This is a genomic window from Edaphobacter sp. FHG110511_03, from assembly GCF_059115365.1.
Genome location: NZ_JBZYWL010000005.1, coordinates 610,751 through 629,351 on the forward strand (window position 1 = coordinate 610,751; position 18,601 = coordinate 629,351).

18 protein-coding genes are annotated in these 18,601 nt (G+C 52.7%); 3 read left to right on the forward strand and 15 right to left on the reverse strand.

Going from position 1 to position 18,601, the window contains the following annotated elements; translation table 11 throughout:
- Nucleotides 1-86: 86 nt before the first annotated feature.
- Complete coding sequence (locus tag AC5S26_RS22345) at nt 87-1,013, reverse strand: NADP-dependent oxidoreductase (protein WP_494187147.1); 927 nt, start codon at nt 1,011-1,013, stop codon at nt 87-89.
- Nucleotides 1,014-1,740: 727 nt separating this feature from the next.
- The gene (locus tag AC5S26_RS22350) at nt 1,741-2,247 is read right to left on the reverse strand and encodes a YkgB family protein (protein ID WP_494187148.1); all 507 of its coding nucleotides are present in this window, start codon (nt 2,245-2,247) and stop codon (nt 1,741-1,743) included.
- 464 nt (nt 2,248-2,711) lie between these two features.
- Here AC5S26_RS22350 and AC5S26_RS22355 point away from each other — a divergent pair, with 464 nt between their 5' ends.
- The gene (locus tag AC5S26_RS22355; RefSeq protein ID WP_494187149.1) at nt 2,712-3,182 is read left to right on the forward strand and encodes a transaldolase family protein; all 471 of its coding nucleotides are present in this window, start codon (nt 2,712-2,714) and stop codon (nt 3,180-3,182) included.
- Between the two features lie 67 nt (nt 3,183-3,249).
- A complete protein-coding gene (locus tag AC5S26_RS22360) occupies nt 3,250-3,702 on the forward strand; it encodes a transaldolase family protein (protein WP_494187179.1) in 453 nt (150 codons plus the stop codon).
- Nucleotides 3,703-3,950: 248 nt separating this feature from the next.
- On the opposite strand, the gene AC5S26_RS22365 is transcribed toward AC5S26_RS22360, so the two are convergent.
- The 9 genes from AC5S26_RS22365 to AC5S26_RS22405 form a co-directional block, all read right to left on the reverse strand.
- The gene (locus AC5S26_RS22365; RefSeq protein ID WP_494187150.1) at nt 3,951-4,262 is read right to left on the reverse strand and encodes an NAD-dependent epimerase/dehydratase family protein; all 312 of its coding nucleotides are present in this window, start codon (nt 4,260-4,262) and stop codon (nt 3,951-3,953) included.
- Nucleotides 4,263-4,628: 366 nt separating this feature from the next.
- Nucleotides 4,629-5,033, reverse strand: a complete 405-nt coding sequence (locus AC5S26_RS22370; protein WP_494187151.1) for a YybH family protein — start codon at nt 5,031-5,033, stop codon at nt 4,629-4,631.
- A gap of 141 nt (nt 5,034-5,174) precedes the next feature.
- Entirely contained in the window at nt 5,175-5,351 is a 177-nt protein-coding gene (locus tag AC5S26_RS22375; protein WP_494187152.1) for a hypothetical protein, read from the reverse strand.
- A 426-nt stretch (nt 5,352-5,777) separates the two neighbouring features.
- Nucleotides 5,778-6,137: a cupin domain-containing protein gene (locus AC5S26_RS22380; RefSeq protein WP_494187153.1), complete on the reverse strand. Its 360-nt coding sequence runs from the start codon at nt 6,135-6,137 to the stop codon at nt 5,778-5,780.
- 443 nt (nt 6,138-6,580) lie between these two features.
- A complete protein-coding gene (locus AC5S26_RS22385; RefSeq protein WP_494187154.1) occupies nt 6,581-7,117 on the reverse strand; it encodes a peroxiredoxin-like family protein in 537 nt (178 codons plus the stop codon).
- A gap of 308 nt (nt 7,118-7,425) precedes the next feature.
- The gene (locus AC5S26_RS22390) at nt 7,426-8,253 is read right to left on the reverse strand and encodes a ferredoxin reductase (protein WP_494187155.1); all 828 of its coding nucleotides are present in this window, start codon (nt 8,251-8,253) and stop codon (nt 7,426-7,428) included.
- Nucleotides 8,174-8,779 carry a sulfite oxidase-like oxidoreductase gene (locus tag AC5S26_RS22395; RefSeq protein ID WP_494187156.1) on the reverse strand — a complete coding sequence of 202 codons (606 nt, stop codon included), beginning with the start codon at nt 8,777-8,779 and terminating at the stop codon, nt 8,174-8,176. Before AC5S26_RS22395 ends, AC5S26_RS22390 begins: the two co-directional genes overlap by 80 nt.
- 450 nt (nt 8,780-9,229) lie before the next feature.
- Entirely contained in the window at nt 9,230-9,751 is a 522-nt protein-coding gene (gene msrA, locus AC5S26_RS22400) for a peptide-methionine (S)-S-oxide reductase MsrA (protein WP_494187157.1), read from the reverse strand.
- 38 nt (nt 9,752-9,789) lie between these two features.
- Nucleotides 9,790-9,900, reverse strand: a complete 111-nt coding sequence (locus AC5S26_RS22405) for a hypothetical protein (protein WP_494187180.1) — start codon at nt 9,898-9,900, stop codon at nt 9,790-9,792.
- 489 nt (nt 9,901-10,389) lie between these two features.
- Between AC5S26_RS22405 and pdxR the strand changes: the two genes are divergently transcribed.
- Nucleotides 10,390-11,805: a MocR-like pyridoxine biosynthesis transcription factor PdxR gene (gene pdxR, locus AC5S26_RS22410; protein ID WP_494187181.1), complete on the forward strand. Its 1,416-nt coding sequence runs from the start codon at nt 10,390-10,392 to the stop codon at nt 11,803-11,805.
- A 657-nt stretch (nt 11,806-12,462) separates the two neighbouring features.
- Here pdxR and AC5S26_RS22415 read toward each other — a convergent pair.
- The 4 genes from AC5S26_RS22415 to AC5S26_RS22430 all read right to left on the reverse strand — a co-directional run bounded on the left by AC5S26_RS22415 (nt 12,463) and on the right by AC5S26_RS22430 (nt 16,798).
- Complete coding sequence (locus AC5S26_RS22415; protein WP_494187158.1) at nt 12,463-13,095, reverse strand: cytochrome P460 family protein; 633 nt, start codon at nt 13,093-13,095, stop codon at nt 12,463-12,465.
- 28 nt (nt 13,096-13,123) lie between these two features.
- Nucleotides 13,124-13,711: a cytochrome P460 family protein gene (locus AC5S26_RS22420; protein WP_494187159.1), complete on the reverse strand. Its 588-nt coding sequence runs from the start codon at nt 13,709-13,711 to the stop codon at nt 13,124-13,126.
- A gap of 302 nt (nt 13,712-14,013) precedes the next feature.
- On the reverse strand, nt 14,014-15,048 hold the full coding sequence (locus AC5S26_RS22425) for a ferritin-like domain-containing protein (RefSeq protein ID WP_494187160.1): 1,035 nt from the start codon (nt 15,046-15,048) through the stop codon (nt 14,014-14,016).
- Between the two features lie 835 nt (nt 15,049-15,883).
- Nucleotides 15,884-16,798 (reverse strand): NADP-dependent oxidoreductase, encoded by a 915-nt coding sequence (locus tag AC5S26_RS22430; protein ID WP_494187161.1) that lies wholly within the window; start codon nt 16,796-16,798, stop codon nt 15,884-15,886.
- Nucleotides 16,799-18,601: the final 1,803 nt, after the last annotated feature.

Here is an 18,601-nt window from a genome sequence, read left to right on the forward strand (position 1 = left end):
GGTGCTTGAGCATCAGCGACGCTCAAGCACCATACGTAAAGTTACGGAATACATGCGGGTGAGGGCTTTAGAATATCCAGGAGTCCTCACGGATGAGTACGGATGATCGTCTTGCCCTTAATCCGTTGTGTTGAGTTGAAGGCTGCGACGGCATCTTCCAGCGTAGCCACCTTGCCGATGTTTGTACGTAGCCTACCACTCCGGACCCGCTGGACGACCTCCGTCAATTGCGCGCGATCAGGTACGACAACGAAGTCGATAGTCAGGCCGTTCGCGGGCCGCGCTTCTGTTGGGCCGGTGATGGTCACCAGCGTTCCGCCAGCACGAATCACGCCTGCGGATCTCTTCCCGATGTCGCCCCCGAGAACATCGAAAACCAAATCTACCCCGCCAACATCTTCCAGCACGTCATTATCGAGGTCGATGAACTCCTGCACGCCGAAGTCGAAGGCCGTCTGACGGCCGCCAGCGCGCCCTGTGCCGATAACGTAGGCGCCAGCATCACTTGCGAGCTGCGTCGCCATCGAACCGACTACGCCAGCCGCGCCGTGTACGAGAACGCTCTGGCCCGCACGAAGTTTGCCGTGTTCGAATAGCCCTTGCCAGGCAGTCAGGCCCGGCATAACCAGGGCTGCGCCCACCGTGAAGTCAACGTCGCCTGGTAGTGGTGCGAGGTTGCGTGCCTCGACGGCGACATACTCCGCCAGTGTGCCGTCTCGAGTCCAGTCTGTGAGGCCGAATACTCTCTGGCCCACCGAAAGTCCGGTCGTTCCATAACTGAGGGAGGTGATGACTCCGGCTAACTCATGGCCAGGAATCGAAGGCGTTCGGTCGCGACCCAGACGGTCGACCCAAGTCGAGGGCCACGACAGCTCATCTCCGGTGAATCCCGAAGCACGCACTTGAACAATGACGTCGCCGTAGTTTGCACCCTCCCCGTTTGGTGCGGGACGCTCTACCAGCTTCATTCCTGCGGTTCCTGCAGCTTGATCCATCACGATGATGGCCTTCATCGGTCACCTCCCTGTTTCAAATTCTCGCCCGTAGCGTGGCTGCTCCATTTGCTATTGCCGTGCCATGTCAGTTTCATAGGAATAGTCCCCTCGGTAATTTGTCGATCATTGGAAATGTAGGCTTTCTTTTCGGCCGCTTACCTACACTTTTCATTAGCTGGCATTCCGTGTTTTCCCTTTACGATCACAGTCGTGGGGATTCTTCCAGAGTGGAATGGGTCTCGAGGATCATGCGAGATCGCAGGATCGCAGAATTAGGAGATGACTATGCTACCGGCCCCTCAGATTGGGCAGTATGTCCGTTTGGATGATTATGTTGGTCGGCTTATCGTGAAAGCGGTCAGCAATGACGGCGGCATTGTCGATCTGGTTTCGGAATCTGATCCCAACTATGTTCGAAACGATGTACGTTGTCTCGATCTACTCTTGGCAGAGGATTATTCCGCGGAATCGTGACGGATATGCTTTGCAGATCGAGTCATCGAACTGAATGATTCGCGTGCCCTTGTCTGCCGGCCATCGTCGAAAGACACGCCTGAGACGGCTGTGCCGTGCGTTCATCCGACTCCCGTTCTCACCACAACGGCCGGGATACTCAGGCGAGTTGCTGGACCTGCTAAAAGACCCCACGAACAAATCCGAATGATCGTCTCGTCGCTTATTTATTAGGCCGGATTAAGAGCGCTGGCGGCTTCGTGGATCACGAGCCGCAGCGGCTTTGATAAAGTTATGCCCCGCTCCGTAGATCATAGGCGGCCTGAAGTGAGTCCGTCAGTGTCCACAGTGCTGCCCCCAAAAGAACGAGATCCTTGATCAGGAACTCACCGACGTCGCCCGAGAGTGCCGGAAAACCTCCTAAGCTTGGCTCCCAGCCAGGAGTGGTCAGAATAAACGACAGCGTTGTTAAGAACATGAAGACAGCACCGACGCTGCCCACCGCGGATGCTTTGGGAAACCGATAGCGAATAGCGATAAGCGTTGCTACGACTAATTCAAGGGCACCAATGATCATCGTGAAATGATGAACCGTCCAGATGTTGTAACCCCAGCTCAGCAGAGGGCTATGGGCAATCAGCGGCTGGATGCCTTTCGCTTCGTACTCTGTGCCTTTCATTGCCGCAATCCATCCGATCGCGACAACCAGACCGTAACGCAGCAATGCATGTCCAATCGAATCGATCTGAGTTACTCGGCGTGCCCAAAGGTTTGTGTTTTGGGTGCATGAACCATTCATGAAATTCCTCCATATGGAATTCCTGGATCAATGGGGCGCAAATCCTTCAGACGTGTGTGCTATCGGAGCCTGATTTGCGCCTGTCTCACCAGCATGTCTAGAAGTCTGAACGGTCTACCGCACCCTTGTCCTCAGCAAAGCTTCAGTAGTCGAATTACAGTTTTCTTCAGATCACCGGAGAGAACGCGATCTAAGATCCTAAGTGAGCCTTTCCTGAACTCTCATTTCATTTGGCACATCTATTTGTGTCCGCCTACTGCGACCACCAACCTGAACGATACCTACAGAAATCTACAGGTCAGACACTGCCACGAAGATGGTGACTCGAAGGGCCGTCCGCAGGATCTCACGAAAGTGTCCCCTAACCTGTTTGGTCGATCTTGTTAGCGTCTCTGCGGACACTTTGGCCTACAACAGGACACGATCTCGTGTATGGAGAGGTTTACTGCATGAACCAAACGGAGATGCTGAAAGATTTCGGTCAAAGTCTCTGGCTCGATAATCTGACCCGTGACCTTCTGGACAGCGGCACACTGCAAACATACAGAGATGCCTTGTCTGTGACAGGCCTAACCTCAAATCCCACTATTTTCAACCATGCTCTTAAGAAGAGCACGTCCTACGACGACGATATCCTGAAAGGAGTGCGCGCCGGAAAGAGCGAGCAGGATGTTTTCTTCTCTCTTGCCTTGGCGGACATCGTAAGAGCATCTGAGCTCTTCGATCAAATACATCACCATACAAATGGCGTTGACGGATGGACGTCTCTTGAGGTCCCGCCTTCGCTTGCACACGATGCGGAAGAAACTATTGAGGCAGCGAAAACCCTGCACAACCAGGCCAATCGCAAGATTGTCTACATCAAAATTCCAGGTACCCTTGAGGCTTACGCGCAATTGAAGACTCGATCTTTGCCGGTATTCCGATCAATGTGACACTTCTTTTTCACCGGACCAATATCTAGCTGCGGCTGACGCGAATCTTCGTGGAATTGAGCGGCGAATTTCTGCTGGTCTCAATCCGGATGTGTCCTCCGTCGCCTCTATCTTCATCAGTCGTTGGGACGTAGCCGTCCATGACAAGGTACCTGAGTCGTTGCAGGGGCGCCTTGGAATCGCCGTCGCTCAAATCGCTTATCGACAGTATCTGCGCCTGCTATGTTCCCCTCGATGGCAGCGATCATATAACTTTGGCGCGCGCCCCCAACGGCTCTTATGGGCAAGCACGGGAACGAAAGATCCCAACTTTCCGGATACCTTTTATATCGACGCGCTGATTGCCCCGTTCACGATCAATACGATGCCCGATTTGGCGTTGAATCCTTTGCTTCACACGGTCGATTCCGGCAAACCCTGGGTTCGGACGGCAACGAGGCGGATAAGGCGATCAGAGAGTTTGTGTCTGGCGGCATCGATGTGGATGCATTGGGAGCTCGACTTCAAGAAGACGGAGTAGCTGCGTTCTCGAAGTCCTGGGACGAACTGATAAAGATCATCGCGCAAAGGGCGACAACTCTTAAATAATCTCACTAATAAATGAACGTAGAATGATGAGCCCTTTAGGAGTCCATCCGCAAAGTCCCCGTCATTCCAGTATTTGACATCGAAACGTTCAATCTAGTCTGGTCACATTCGTTTGCTAGTGTTTCCCAAACAACAAGTACATTCATCCGCAATTGAGAGGAGGAGGTAATGTTTTCGGTCCTATTCGAAGTTCACCCCAAACCAGATCTCCGGGATGCGTCCCTTGGATACGCACAAATGCTCAGACCGGAGCTTGAGCGGGTTGAAGGATTCGTCGACAACATCCATTACCGCCTTGGCGTCGCGTGAAGGCGCATTAGAAAGGTCGATCACCACCTGTGTATCGGCGATGGCTTCTTTGAGTCCTTCTCCGGTGACCGTGTTAACGCCACTTTTGGGCGACGCAGAGACAACCCCGTGACCACTCTGGCGCAGAATGGCGACGGTGTTCGAGCCGATCAGGCCAGTACCGCCGATCACGACTGTCTTCATGGTGTACTCTCCTTCATCGACCGCCGGATGTTGATCATCGTCTCTGTTTGCGGATCGCGCCTCGCCACGTCAATTCAAGCTCGAGCAGACCGTCTCTAGACAGCCGTGACTTGCAGTTCCGCGCTGCATCGCCAGACGCGCAAGGCCACGGTTGAGCCGTGGCCTGCGCATGAAGAAAGCGGTCGAAGCCGACGAGCTACCGCGCTTCGAAAAGGCTGATCAGGTTACGTAACCAGCTCAGCGGCGAAGATTCGGTGATGCTGCAGTCAGCGCCCATCATCCAGTCGCGACGCCACGAGCCGCTCTTCGAAGACACCGAGCAGCCGTGCTGATTCGGTTGCCTAGCCGTAGCGCGGCACACACATGTCAGGCGGGTTGCCGCACTGCTGTCCCTTGGTTATTGTCGATAATGTACCGCCAGAATCCATCCTCACCGCGGCGCACAATGTCGCTTGCCGAGCCTCTAAGGTTGATATCCTCGCCGTCGGGACCTTTCCCAGCGATTGACCAGTCCAATACGATCTGGGCGGTATCATCGCTGACGAATACATGGCGCACATTGGCCTTCAGCGGTAGGCCGAGGTTCATATCGTGCTGGAATTGGGCAGCGATCTTGGTGCGATCCGTGATGGTTCGCCCGTCTTTCGCGATGAATACGGCTTCCGGGGCGTACAAGGCCATCATCACCTCGATCTTTCCGGAGTTAAATCGCTCAATCAGTGATGGGATAACGCCTTCGGGCTTTGTCGGGAGCGAGAAAGACTTTGACATCGGGGATCTCCTTTTCGGGGTAGTGGAACCGTGATGCCGCGATGACACACACGGTCGGTTTGGCTTTGGCGTCCGTGACCATTGATCGCAGCGCGGACGAATGTTCGAATGACGGGTACCTGGCAGTATCCCGGACAAACGTTAGTTGGTTGGCATAACGCCATGCGAGCGAGCGGATATGGCCGCAGTCATCAAATGGTTGTTGATCACTTCGATAACCTCGTCCTTCGATGCAATGGACTCACGAAGTAACTGGTTTTTATAGAGCAATTCTGCAACAAGAATTATGAGGCTCTCATTACCGTCGTCTTTGTTCATCGCCGTCTACTCCATTCCCTCCAACGGAGGCGTATTTACAAGAAGGCTCGACCCGGATTTACTTCAGCGTTCAACGATTTTGTTCGAAAAGTTCTTTTCGCGACGACATCGCTTCACAGTCCCAATAATGCCTGTGGATTCTAAATTTCATTGATTTCTCCGAGTTGCCTATCCTACCCGCGCCCGTTCAGCACCATAGAGGCGATAACATCCATGAATTCGCTCCAAGACCTAACGAACGATTCTGCAACATCGTTTTGAAGCTTGAGGCCCATTTATGGAGGTTTATCGCCGCTTCGGAGAGACTCACTTCGGGTGAGAGTTGACGCATTGAGCCCTCGGTCGAGCGGTTGCCGCCTGGCGATCCCGGCAGACGGCTCCGATTTGATCACTGGCTCGTGAAATCACGACTCCGACGACGACATACTAAGCCAACTTAAAATCATCGAGAACAGATGGATAGCTGAACGTGACTAGGACGGAGCATCCTGTCTTCGTCGTATGGGGACCGTGAATTGTATTTGGCTTGATATTGATTATCGTACCCTTCGGATACGAGACGCCTTCGCTGATGAAGTCACCGTCAAGGACGTATGACATTTCGGTTGTCCGCTCGTGTAGGTGTCTTGGGATTTCGCTTCCCGGCTCCATTGTCAGTAAGGCCACTGCTGGGCCCAAGGACTGTTCACTATTTAGGACTTTGAGAGTAGCTTCGCCTTTGGTCTTTGGAAATGGTGCTGGTATAGCCTCGATCTCCGAGACTTCTGATGTTTGTGTAACACTCATGAAATTCTCCTTCTTTCTGTCTCTCGTTTTCTCTCGCGCCATGTGTCCGGGCATGACGGAGTGTATGTAGGCTAATCATCAAATCGCATAGATCGGCTGACCTTCAGAACAGCCGGAGACCTGAATTTTTCTATAGGAGCGTCGTCCTGTTATCTATCGAGTTCCAGGAGAGGCCACGTCGAAAGCCGATGATCACGACATGAGTCCGGTAATTTGCGTGGAGCTTTTCTAAGGCGTTCCTGATATGGCAATTGACCGTCGCCTGCAAACTGTTAAGCGAGCGACCTGTTGGTCCGATAGCCATCCGGATCAGCGCGGGACTGAGATCTCCCGAGGAGAAAGCTCCTGCCCAATTTTTTCTTCGTCGGATCCCTCGGCAGCGCGGGTGACAAATAAGCTACGGTTCGCAGATCCTAATTCATTCTTTGAGGCCCGTGTCTGCGTTAAACGGCTCCGGTATACTCACCTCTCGCCGGATAATCAGTTCTGATAATGAAGTCGATCGCCTGCACTATCTCCTGAAAATTGGGCCGGACGAAAGGCATGGACTGGATCGAGATGTAATAGATCGACCGATCCGGTCTCAAAAGAAATACAGCAGGTTCCGAAAACAATGGTGGTTCGACGATCCCGATGGAGCTCTCTCCCCGCGATTCTGAGATATAGAGACCCCACTTACGTGCCTCTGGCAACTTAAGACCGTATCCAATCCTCAGATTTACGGCACCTATCTTTTGAGACATTTGTCGCGCACGCTCCTCTGTATCCGAACTGATCGCGACGGTGGTTACGCCTCGCGCTCCAAACACGGGTGTCAGTCGATCCAGGTCCCTAAGATAGCTCGAACAGACTGGACAATGCAGGCCCCGATAAAAGCAGACGAGGGAGAATTGAGCAGGCTTCTCAAGACTCAGATCATAGGGGGTTCCTGAGAGGGTCTCAACTACGAGGGCGGGAGCAACGTCGCGGGGAATAAGCATCTTTATTTCTCTTAGCGGATTAGTGTATGAATGGCAGAAAGCTGGAGTCACTCTATCGGGCTATACATATGATCGTGGAAACTGGGAGAGGAGACGCTGTTCATTTCTATAGGTTCCTCGCCAAATTCGGAGCTACCCTCGACCATGTGCGCGAAAGCCTGTTACAACGCGCGGCCCCAATGCGGCAGCAATCTGTTTGGCGTATCGAGGCTGGCCGTTCCTGAGTAGTGATGTTCGAGGCCGTGTCGGCGCGCCAGGCTGCTCATGTACCTGTAACCGGGTTTATTCGTGTGTTCGTCCAGCTCGAATCAACCACCATACCGCTCTGTCCTAATAATTTGCGGAGAGATCCCGGCAGCAATGGCACTGTCGGCCGCGGCGTTCACGAAGGGATTACTGCCACAGATATAGACACGAGTAGGCAACCGCGGGAGGCGCTTTAGAGAAGTTGACACTATTGTGGCATCGATCCTATGGCCATAGTCCAACGGCCTTCTAGGAACGTCCCTTGTCAGAACAAAGGTCACACCGAAATGAGGGATTGACGACTCTCCGTTGAGAAGCTCCTCTCGGTAAAGGATGTCATCCCAAGTGCGAGCGGAAACTACAAGGGCGATCGGGACTGCTTTATCTCGGCCACACTGGAAACGGACCATAGACATAAGAGGCGCAACGCCAGAGCCTCCCCCGATTAGCAGGACGGGGCCAATATCTTCTGGTCGAAGAACAAAGAAGGCTCCCAAAGGACCCCTTATCTCCACATCGTCACCGATGGCCACAATTTCGTGAAAGAACGGGGACACCTCACCACTGTCGAGCCGCTCGATTAATAATTCGAATCGGTTGGTCTCGAACGGCGACGATGCGATCGAGTAACTGCGCAACGCGGTGTAGCCATCCTCAGCAGTTAGTCTGACGTCAACATGCTGACCAGCGTAGAACTCAAATGGGATCTCCGGAACGAGAGAGAAGCTCTTAATACGCGGTGTAGTAGCCTCAATCGCGACCACACGTGCGCTTTGCCACCTCACTTTATTGCGACTTGGATCCGCCAGCTTAGTCATTCGAGTATCTCTGTTCGCGCCACGGATCACCGTACATGTGGTATCCATTGTTCTCCCAGAAACCAGGCTCATCGCGTGTAGTGAACTGAAGTCCCTTGATCCATTTGGCCGACTTCCAGAAGTAGAGATGAGGAACAAGCAACCGCGCCGGACCTCCGTGGTCTCGCTGTATGGGACGTCCATCATACTGCAGTGCAATCATCGCTTTTCCACCAACGAGATCCTCAACAGGGACATTTGTCGAATACCCGTCGAACGAATGAGCGAGCACAAAGGACGTTGTCGGCTCAATACCGGCTGCGACGAACAAGTTGTCGATGGTCACACCTTCCCATAAGGTATCCACCTTAGACCAACTGGTGACGCAATGGATATCGCATGTGACTTTGGTTTTGGGCAGTTCATTGAATTCTGACCACGTCCATTTCCGGATGACTCTCATTCCATTCCTCAGTTCGAAAGTCCATTTATCCAGATAGACGTCAGGTACCGGCCCCGCCGACAGTACCGGAAATCCGTCAACGAGATGCTGCCCAGGTGGTATCCGCGAGGCTAGATCGGTCGATCTTTGGCGTCCTGCAAAACCACGAGTAATCATTTTCTACCTTCCTTCGACCTTTATATTTATTACATGTTCTTTTGAGGAGATGGTTTGAGTGGCCGCATGTTACACGTCAATTGCATTCCGACATTGGCTGCTGGATTTCACAAGTCGCTCGCGATGGCACAAAGAAGTGAGGTCCTTTTTCGCTGTCTGTCGTCATTGTGCCTCATCCTCCACCTTTGACGCACTATGGGTTTGACAGTCATGACGCTGTAGTTTTCTCCAGCACGAAAGCGGGCGGTGAGATGATGAACCGATCGATGGCCCCTTGTCCGCCCGTAATTCGGAATCCGATCCAAATCAAAGCGAAGCTCGCCCTTTGCAGGCAGGTCTGCGCCTGGATCCGAATGTATGCTGGACCTCCTTTGAGTTCCACTTGTTCGCTCATAGACGAAGACAGACGTGAACTCAGCTAATGCTCCGTCAACGATTTGGCACGCCCCCTCAACGTAATTCTGTCGGGCGAAGAGTGTTGAGCTTCCATTTCGGAGGGATAAAGTGACACGTGTATCCGTTTGGATGACGTTCGAGATAGTCCTGGTGTTCCGGCTCTGCCTGCCAAAAGGTGGTCGCGGGAGAAACCTCAGTTACGACCTTCCCTGGCCAGATTCCCGAGGCGTCGATATCGGCGATCGTTTTATCAGCGATCTCTTTCTGTCCTTCGTTGGTATAGAAAATAGCCGAACGATAGCTTGAGCCATAATCGTTTCCCTGCCCTTCGGGCGTCGTTGGATCGTGAATCTGGAAGAAGAATTCAAGGATTTTGCGATAGGTCTGCTTATCGGGATCAAAGACGATTTCGATGGCTTCCGCATGCCCCTCATGATCTCGATAAGTGGCGTTGGCCACTTCGCCGCCTGTATAACCGACACGGGTCGAGATAACGCCTGGGAAGCGGCGGAATAGATCCTGCATGCCCCAGAAACAGCCGCCCGCGAGAATCGCTTTCTCCGTAGAGTTGACCATATTACTTCTCACCTTTCCTGTGATTCGAACAGCTTATTTTATTGACTGGACCCTTTGCCTTCGCGCTCATCGAGAGGAATAAACCGAAGAGACGCCGGGTTGATGCCGTCTCGCAGCCCGCCTCTCTCGCGCGAGCCATCATCAAAAATATGGCCAAGATGGTTATCGCCATCTTTCGATCGGACCTCGTCCGCTTGATTCCATGAGTGGTGTCATGGTTCTCTATCACCCGCTCAGGGCTAATTGGTTTGACGAAGCTGGGCCATCTAGAATGAGGCTCAAACTACACGTGGGCCAACGACAGAAGTACTTGCGCCATTGTCGGCTTCTTTGGCGCAGGACCACCTCAACAAAACTACAGTTAGGAATCTGCACCGCTCAAGAGACGGTTTTCCGCAAGGGCACTCATTTATGCACTCAATGATCCATCTGCGAATCAACGGGGTCACAACAGATCCCGGTCTAACTACCTTCTTTTTCAATCCGATGATTTGCCTTCGCCGTGCAGCCATCTTGAAAGGGAACAACGGTAAGTACCATAATTGTTCGAAGGAATAGTCCACGATCGGTGCGAATCAATGCCGAAAACAGGAACATTTCAAGACCTGGTCCTGAAACCCAGGAAGGACCGCCAGGAGATGTGGCGCTGGCTTTATACGGAGCTACGTTCATCAATCATTGACGGCAGATTGAAAGTTGGAGCCCGGTTACCGTCCACGAGAAATCTGGCAACACAATACGGCGTTGCTCGGGGCACAGTTGTGTCGGCATTCCGGCAACTTCAGGCTGAGGGATTTGTTTCGTCAGAAGTGAGTGCTGGGACATTTGTACTGCCGCCGCTAGGGCGGGACGTGACTTCTCGGACGAAGCAAAGGTCTGGTCGCCAGGTGAACTCCAGAGCAACTATTGCAACGCGCACACAGAACCTTGTTAAGACTAGATTCGTTTTACCGGCTTCGCATTCGATCGGCAAAGCGTTTCGCGGCTACGAACCGGCCATCGACCTGTTTCCGGTCGAACTGTGGGCCCGGATTGCTGCACGCGTGTATCGCAAAGCACCCCGTTCCTTGTATGGGCAAGGTGATGCGGGCGGATATCCTCCGCTGCGAAGAGCCATCGCAGAATATGTGGGCCAGTCCCGCGGAGTACGTTGTTCCGCTGAACAGGTCATCGTGACATCAGGTGCGCAACAAGCATTGGACCTCCTGGCCCGAGTGCTTCTCGACCCCTGCGACGAGGTGTGGATGGAAGATCCTGGGTACCCTGGAGCCTCTCTGGCATTTCAGGGTGCTGGGGCGAATGTTATTCCGGTCCCTATCGACGGAAACGGCATCGACGTCGAAGCAGCGATAAGATCCTCTCCCGCTGCCCGTGTTGTGTATGTGACACCCGCCAATCAGTTTCCACTTGGAACTGTCATGTCAGCGGAGAGACGAGTCGCCCTTCTTTCCTGGGCTGCACGTGCAGGGGCGTGGATTATCGAGGATGAATACGACGCGGAGTATCGCTACTCTGGGAAGCCGATCGCGTCACTTCACAGCCTCGATCGATCTGGATCGGTCCTCTATGTCGGAACATTTACGAAGATGCTCTTCAATGCCCTTCGCATCGGATTCATCGTTGTTCCAGAACGGTTAGTCGAGGACTTTAGGATCACACGGAGCCTCATTGATCGACATGCTCCGACGTTAGATCAGGCCGTTCTAACGGAGTTCATCAACGAAGGTCACTTCGGACACCACGTTAGGAGGATGAGGCAGGTCTACTCTGATCGTTCGCGGCTTCTTGCAGAGGAAGGAAACACGCGTCTAGCTGGTTTGCTGGATGTACAGCATGCTCAGTCTGGGATGTGTACCGTCGCCTGGGTCAAAACCGGTATCACCGAACCAGTATTGGCACGACGGGTGGAACAACTGGGAGTGGAAGTTTTTCAAATGTCTTCGTTCGTCAGCAAGTACGAGCAGAAGCCTGCATTGTTTCTTGGCTTCGCAGGGTGCAACGAGAATGAGATAAAAAGAGGCGTATCGGTCTTGGAAGCTGTCCTCTCTCGATGAGCCCCTTCCCACGCACACTCCACCGTGCGCCCTTTCATTTAATCCGAGGAATGTGCAAGAACCGCATCAACGATCTCTGTATGGGCTCGCGGAAAAGACGATCCAGAGAAGACAACTTCGTCAGGTTAACCGCCCAACAAACCTAGCAAGCTTACGCATGATCTCTGAAATATGCTTCCGCAAGGCAGTGGCGACCCGCGATCGAAGTGGTCGTTCTGGGGATGCGCCACGAGAGTTTAGATCCTATCCCGATCCAACGGGGCTCCCTTCATCCTGGACTTCAACTAGACATCCCTCTGCGAGTCTCAGGCTCTCACGCAAACTCGCTTGAACCGAAATCAGGTGAGGGACAGCAAAGGGTCTTCCTGCTGGTTGTGGACAATCTCAGTTTCGAGCCGCTCAACGTTATCGTAGAGACTTTCGACTATCAAGCTGATTAACAGCTTCGCTTCCGCGCGCATGTTCTAATGACATCTCCTGACTGGATAAGGTGACGAGGTTTGATCATGACAGAGATTATGTAGAGCCCACCTATTGATGCCAATAGGCCAAACGCAAATCGATGCCGGAGGTTTCTCCAACATAATTGAGTACGACATCCCTTAGTCCGCTTTTGCCCCAACAAAGCTCTATAGCTGTTGCGAAAATGTGTCGCCCTCACGGCTTCGGTTTGTCACGGAGTATTGGATAGAATTGCTCCCAGGTCATATCAGTCCGCGCAACGTTCGCAAGGTGGCATCCAGCGCACTCGCTAATGGGGGATTCAGGTGCGACTTGATCGTACGGCATCGGATGATGACCAAACGTGAAGTATCCCCAACCGTTTGTTTTTGGGAACCTTTTGCTGTCTTTAACCGACGCATCAATCCCATTTAGCTCTCCGTTGAAGTATCCCCTCCCCGAGGGCTCTGTCCGTGAACCATCCGGGTAGGTCGGCTTAAGGACACGGGTCAGCTCTTTGATGAGAATCGTGCCCTCCGGAAAAGATCCGGTCTTTAGGTATATGTCTAGATTCTTTTCCTCAACATAGACATGATGAAATTCGGGGAAGTTCGCCTCTCCGTCATTGAGGGCGTTTGGCGTCAGAGGTGCTCCAAGAAATACCCATCTGCGGAATCCTGCCGGAAGCTTGAGCTTACCGTCAGCTGTAAAATGTGCGGTCATATTTGACGATGCCGCCTCCGATGCATTTTGCGCAGCAAAGACCCTTTTGGTCTGCGTCCTCTTTACAAGCGCAATTGCCGCGATAGCAGTCGCAACCACTGCAAGAACCACTAAACGCTTCTTCATTGATATCTCCTGACAGATAAAGGTGTTGCTACTTCGAGGAGTGGAGGACCGGATAACCTTGGGTGTAGATCCAGCCGGTCTTCTGCGCTGGTATATGACATCCTTGGCAATCCTTCTTGTAGCTGACCGCAACCTGCCTGTCTGGCGCATCGGATTTATATAGAGCCCAACCCCAGCCATCGCCCCAGAGTTTGCTATCCATATAGCGGCCTTTGTCGTCCTTAATCATGACGAACCAGACCTTGGTCCCGGAAGGCCAATGCGCATCGCCAGTTGTCATCTGCGCATGCTCGGTTCCAAATACTTCTTTAACAAGCACTGTCCCGTCAGCAAACTTTCCGTTCTGCCGAAAATACGCTGCAGTACCCGGGGACGCGTAGGTCATGTGCATTTGATTACCCGCCGGATCAAGAACAAAAAATGTTCCGAGCGTTTCATATCTGTCACGGTAGTCATCGGGCTTGGCTATGTTGCCGTCCTTGTCGACAAGCGAAAAGTTCTTGGCGAACGATGCCTCATCTTCAGCAGCTGCGACGGTGGGGGTTGTGAGCCTCAAACAAATGGTGCCTAATGCCATGAATGCAATGACGAAGATTGCGACTCGGTAGTATTTCACGTGAGTTCCCTCCAGGAGTTCAAATTGCGAGAGCGCCAGCTCATGGATAGACGGACCGTTTCTGTTCTTTGTTAAAAACCGTCAAATGGTCCAGACGTCTGATGGACCTCATGTGAAGCGGCAGTCAAACAGAGGATAGCGAGATGATGACTTCAGCTTGCTATAGATTTCTCCAGTATCGGCTGCCACGAGAGAAGTCTCCTGAAATGGAAAGGTCGTCTTCGTAAATCCAGCCTTCATAAGGATGAGCCGGGGGAATATCTCGCCTAACGGTTTGATATCCCCCCGAAAACACGATTTCCTCAGCCTCGGACGGCTGCATCAGCTGCTGTCGCAAGCGCGACCACTGCGTTGAAGAATTCCGTACTCTGCCCTTCGAATAGGCCGGACTTTACAAGCCCCGTCGCAGCTGCGAGGGCGCCTCCCGTGCTCGTATTACGAGGCCGGATCACCGAGCAAGAAGGAAACTTGGTGTCAATGAAGGTGCACGGATGGGGCGTTATGGCACCCTTGTCTGGACGAACTTTGATATCAGGGAAGTCGGGGCCACTTCGGACTTCCAGCTTACGGATGCCTTCTAGTGCTGTCTGGAAAATACCGAAGTGAAAGGCCTCGGTGGGACCGATTGAAGCAAGAATCGACACAACATCGAGATTCGTCACCTTAGTGATCAGCGAGTTGTACAGGCTGCTTCCGCCCTGTTCGATAGCGGCGAAGTGAAAAGCAGCTGTCTGTGCGACGGACAGCATATGAAGGCCGCGAATCGAGTCAGACGTCGGTATCGTAGGTTGATTTGTAATGTTTACGACTTGTTCGAACGTGTTACCGAAGTCTGGATTTCCCGCGCTACGGTACCGCTCGTAGTAACTGGTATCTACGGTCAAATTTGTGAGATTTGTGAGGCGCCCCATATTCCGGGCTCCTTCGACTTGAACACTAGGTAAGGTACGGAACGGATCGAGATTGATGGGCTCCTGGCCAGCAGCAACCAAGAATGCATTGATGAATGCCGCGTGACTCGTCTCGTCATCAAAGTCCCCGGTGACATAGTCAGGCATGGAGTCGTCGATCCTCTGAAGGGCCGCACGGAATTCACGGTTATTAGTAGCGAGCTCACTGTATTGCCCCCAAAGATCTGCTTCGATGAGTTCCGCTGCCGCAAGAAACTTTAGAACGTCAATGTCGCTCCGATTGAGCTTGGGAGGTGGGCCAGCAAATGCTGGCTCCGCGCCACCTATAAGTGTGAAGCCGGGTATCGCAAGTGCCGCAGTTCCAACTGCTGTGTTTTTGAAGAACGAGCGGCGACTTAGTGTAGATCCTGGTATTGAAACGTTCATGACTTTCTCCGATCAATAGTTGTTGTCGCGTTTTATGCCCGAGACGCGAAGGACGTACAGAAATGCCGAGATAACCGCGTCAAGTAGACGTGTTATCGGAGGCAGAAATTTTTCTGAATGGATAACCTTTCTTTCATCCGTGGTTCTCGTTGGGCAAAGTCTCGCTTGTGGGTTGCCTAACGACCGAGACCGTCGAGAGCGCCCGGAACACTTGTAGGCTAATCATCAAATCGGACAAATTGGCTGACCGCCGTCACAGCCAGAGGCCTGAAGTTTTCTATAGGAGCGTCGCTCTGCTGTGTATTCGAGTTGCAAGAGGCGACGCACGACTACCTCGATGGTCTCGTTGTGTCAGCGTCTTTATTCCCGTGGTTTGTATTGAACCTTGCCTGTACGCAATCCACATACCCGAATACTTTGGCGGGACGACAGGAAGCCAGAGAACGCGTAAGTCTATAAGTTAAGCAACGTCGTGTGCAGTCCGCCTAACGATGAATTCCTGCTGGAGTAAAAGGCGCTTCGATACGTTGTATTTCTTAAAGAATGATCACGGCGCAGTTTGAGATAGAAGGTCTTTTTACCGCGGTCTCCATTAGCTTTTCACTGGCTTGCAAATATCACGGGCGTGAGGTCGTAGATGTAGACAGCAGCCGCCTGGGATTAACATGTGAAGTTAGAATTTTGATATTTAGTTCTGCGAAGTTGTGGTGACACCAAAGCAAAGTTTCCGGCACTTGTGTGCAGTCCGACACCATGCGTTTGTGAATGAAGTCAGTGCCACGTTGACTCCGGCTGTCCTGACGGCGTGGATGTTGTCCAATCTTTCAAGTCCGCACTAAATCACGCGAATGATCGTTTTTCCCCTGATTCGCTCAGTCCGGTTGAAGGCGGTAACGGCATCGTCGAGGGCAACAACGTTGCCGATGTTTGTCCGCAGCTGACCACGCCGCACCCGCTGGACGACTTCACTCAATTGAGCCCGATCGGGTACAACGACGAAGTCGATCATAAGGCCACCAGAGGGTCGCGCCTCGGTCGGACCTGTGACAGTCACCAGCGTCCCACCGGGACGAATCACGCCCGCAGACCGCTTCGCGATGTCGCCGCCGACAACGTCGAACACTAGATCGACTTCGCCAACGTCTTCCAGGGCGTCGTGATCGAGGTCGACAAACTCCTGTGCGCCGAAGTCGAGAGCCGTCTGACGGCTGCCGGTCCGTCCGGTACCAATGACGTACGCACCGGCGTCATGTGCAAGCTGGCAAGCCATCGAACCGACTATGCCGGCTGCACCGTGCACAAGAACGGTCTGCCCAGTCTGAAGGCGGCCGTGATCGAACAGACCCTGCCATGCGGTGAGGCCTGGCATCGCGAGAGCCGCGCCGACTGTGAAGTCAACGTCGCCCGGCAATGGTGTAAGGTAGCGTGCCTCAACGGCCACATACTCAGCCAGCGTGCCGTCCCGATACCAATCTGTAAGGCCGAAGACCCGCTGTCCAATCGATAGCCCTGTCGTGCCATAGCCAAGAGCGGTGACCACGCCGGCGAATTCGTGTCCTGGGATCACAGGTGCCCGATTACGGCCTGTCCGATCGGTCCAGGTCGAGGGCCACGTCAGCTCATCCCCGGTGAATCCCGAGGCATGAATCTGGACAACGACATCGTTTATCGCCGCCTCCGGCTTGGGCCGTTCCACCAGCTTCACCCCGGCCGTTCCTGCAGCCTGATCCGTCGCAATGATTGCTTTCATGAAAGGTTTCTCCTCGGTCATTTGTTGGCTTTAGTGAACTGTTGCAGAAATGAAAAGCCCGCACGACCTCTAATGCGAGGGGCCAATGGGTAGCTAATAAATGCTGAGGTGAAGCAGTACATGGAAATCTTCTAGTTCGAAGAGCTCAACACGCTAGTCGTCGTGATTCCAACCGCCATTGTCAATGCCTTCCGTAGAGGCATCCTGGCTGTCATTGACGAGGGTGTCATTGAGTCGTTCGCCGATTCGATCATCTCTTCCCGAGCGTCGGCATCACTGTAGGCGTCGCTACGAAGTTCTTCCCTTTCTGCCGATTTACCTCGAGAGCGTTCGTGTTTACTTACTTGGCCGTAACCGGCCTCACGGGCTATGATTGCTTCGATTTCCCTATCCATTAGCTTCACCTCTTCATTCCGGCGTCGATCGGCCGGTCTTTATCGCTGCTAGCAACTCCTCAAAGCTTGAGAACCTGGTACAAAGATGATTCATCCAAATGCCTGGTCTCACAATGCTGTGTAAGCAGCGTTTTGGTGTACCGCGACGATCCTATTCTAGAGATCTAGCCGCCACCATTACCTGTAGAAAGGTATAGCTAACCTGGTGAAGATATCGACGGTCACAACTTTGAAACATCGCTGCGACTCTGGATACAGTTAACCTTTTTCGACCCTCTTGGCGATCCAAGGCCCTTAAGGATTTCGCGATGAACAAGCATTGCCCGAGCATTTTTACAACAGGTTTCAATGACCACCTAAAGATTATCGAGAACGTTTGGCGCATTCATGGCTAGCGATCTACGTCACGGAGTCGATTCTCTAAAAGAGAATGCAAGCGACCGATAGCTTTCCGTGACGCTGCATGATAAGTTGTGCGGCCGGGACGTCGAATTAGTGGAGATCTGGGTCGATGTTGCAGATGAAATCAAAATTGCGACCGATGCAGAGCCGGCTGGCTCGATCCAAACCTCATCCGTTTGCGTCGGCGTTTCCGTAGGGCTTTCGGAGGGTTGATGTGATGAGAGCGTGTAACTCCAAATACAGACGCACCCAAGAAATCTCTAGGAAACGCGTCTGGGATCTCGCATGTGCAACAACGACAGGACAGTTGGTACAAGCTCGACACTCTTCTTCTCGATGAGTGATAAATGGCCATGCACTCATCGAATCATGATCGGTCCCAAGGAGCGCGGCAACGATGCCTTCAGGGGAATGGTCGGCATCGAGCGGTTTGAAGATTTGAGCGGACACTTTATCCGCTGCGCATTCCGTAATCGAGCGTAAATAGGAGAAACAGAGCGCATCCGACGACGCCATGAAAGTCTCTTAGCCTTCTAAGTCACTCAAAGTGAATGAGATGCGCGCTGTACCTAAATTTGTACCCGAAGGGGCACGCGATCACCTCAGCGGCGCATCCGAGGCGGATCTAAGTAACTAATAGGAAATGATTTAGGGGAAAACTAGATGGTGCCGGGAGGGGGAGTTGAACCCCCATGGAGTTGACTCCGACGGATTTTGAGTCTCTAACGATTACTGTAAGTCTATGAAAAATAAATGTAGTCGAGCGTAACCTCAAGATCAAGAAATCACTGCTATTGAAGAGTTTAGGGGATCTGAGCGTAAAGAAGCCAACCTGATGACTGTACCTGACTTTGTACCCGAAATTCGCGTCAAATGAGTGGGAAATTCACGTGTGAGCTTTGTTCAGCCAACGCTGCTTTGCTTGACTGTGAATGCTACCCATCGTTAATAGCTGTCATACCCACTGTCCAATGCAAGGGCCCCAGCTTGTCAATGGCAATCATCA

Coding starts and splice junctions, on each gene's coding strand:
- AC5S26_RS22345 (WP_494187147.1), bottom strand. CDS start 1,013: ATGAAGGCCATCATCGTGATGGATCAAGCTGCAGGAACCGCAGGAATG.
- AC5S26_RS22350 (WP_494187148.1), bottom strand. CDS start 2,247: ATGAATGGTTCATGCACCCAAAACACAAACCTTTGGGCACGCCGAGTA.
- AC5S26_RS22355 (WP_494187149.1), top strand. CDS start 2,712: ATGCTGAAAGATTTCGGTCAAAGTCTCTGGCTCGATAATCTGACCCGT.
- AC5S26_RS22365 (WP_494187150.1), bottom strand. CDS start 4,262: ATGAAGACAGTCGTGATCGGCGGTACTGGCCTGATCGGCTCGAACACC.
- AC5S26_RS22370 (WP_494187151.1), bottom strand. CDS start 5,033: ATGTCAAAGTCTTTCTCGCTCCCGACAAAGCCCGAAGGCGTTATCCCA.
- AC5S26_RS22375 (WP_494187152.1), bottom strand. CDS start 5,351: ATGAACAAAGACGACGGTAATGAGAGCCTCATAATTCTTGTTGCAGAA.
- AC5S26_RS22380 (WP_494187153.1), bottom strand. CDS start 6,137: ATGAGTGTTACACAAACATCAGAAGTCTCGGAGATCGAGGCTATACCA.
- AC5S26_RS22385 (WP_494187154.1), bottom strand. CDS start 7,117: ATGCTTATTCCCCGCGACGTTGCTCCCGCCCTCGTAGTTGAGACCCTC.
- AC5S26_RS22390 (WP_494187155.1), bottom strand. CDS start 8,253: ATGAGCCTGGTTTCTGGGAGAACAATGGATACCACATGTACGGTGATC.
- AC5S26_RS22395 (WP_494187156.1), bottom strand. CDS start 8,779: ATGATTACTCGTGGTTTTGCAGGACGCCAAAGATCGACCGATCTAGCC.
- msrA (WP_494187157.1), bottom strand. CDS start 9,751: ATGGTCAACTCTACGGAGAAAGCGATTCTCGCGGGCGGCTGTTTCTGG.
- pdxR (WP_494187181.1), top strand. CDS start 10,390: ATGTGGCGCTGGCTTTATACGGAGCTACGTTCATCAATCATTGACGGC.
- AC5S26_RS22415 (WP_494187158.1), bottom strand. CDS start 13,095: ATGAAGAAGCGTTTAGTGGTTCTTGCAGTGGTTGCGACTGCTATCGCG.
- AC5S26_RS22425 (WP_494187160.1), bottom strand. CDS start 15,048: ATGAACGTTTCAATACCAGGATCTACACTAAGTCGCCGCTCGTTCTTC.
- AC5S26_RS22430 (WP_494187161.1), bottom strand. CDS start 16,798: ATGAAAGCAATCATTGCGACGGATCAGGCTGCAGGAACGGCCGGGGTG.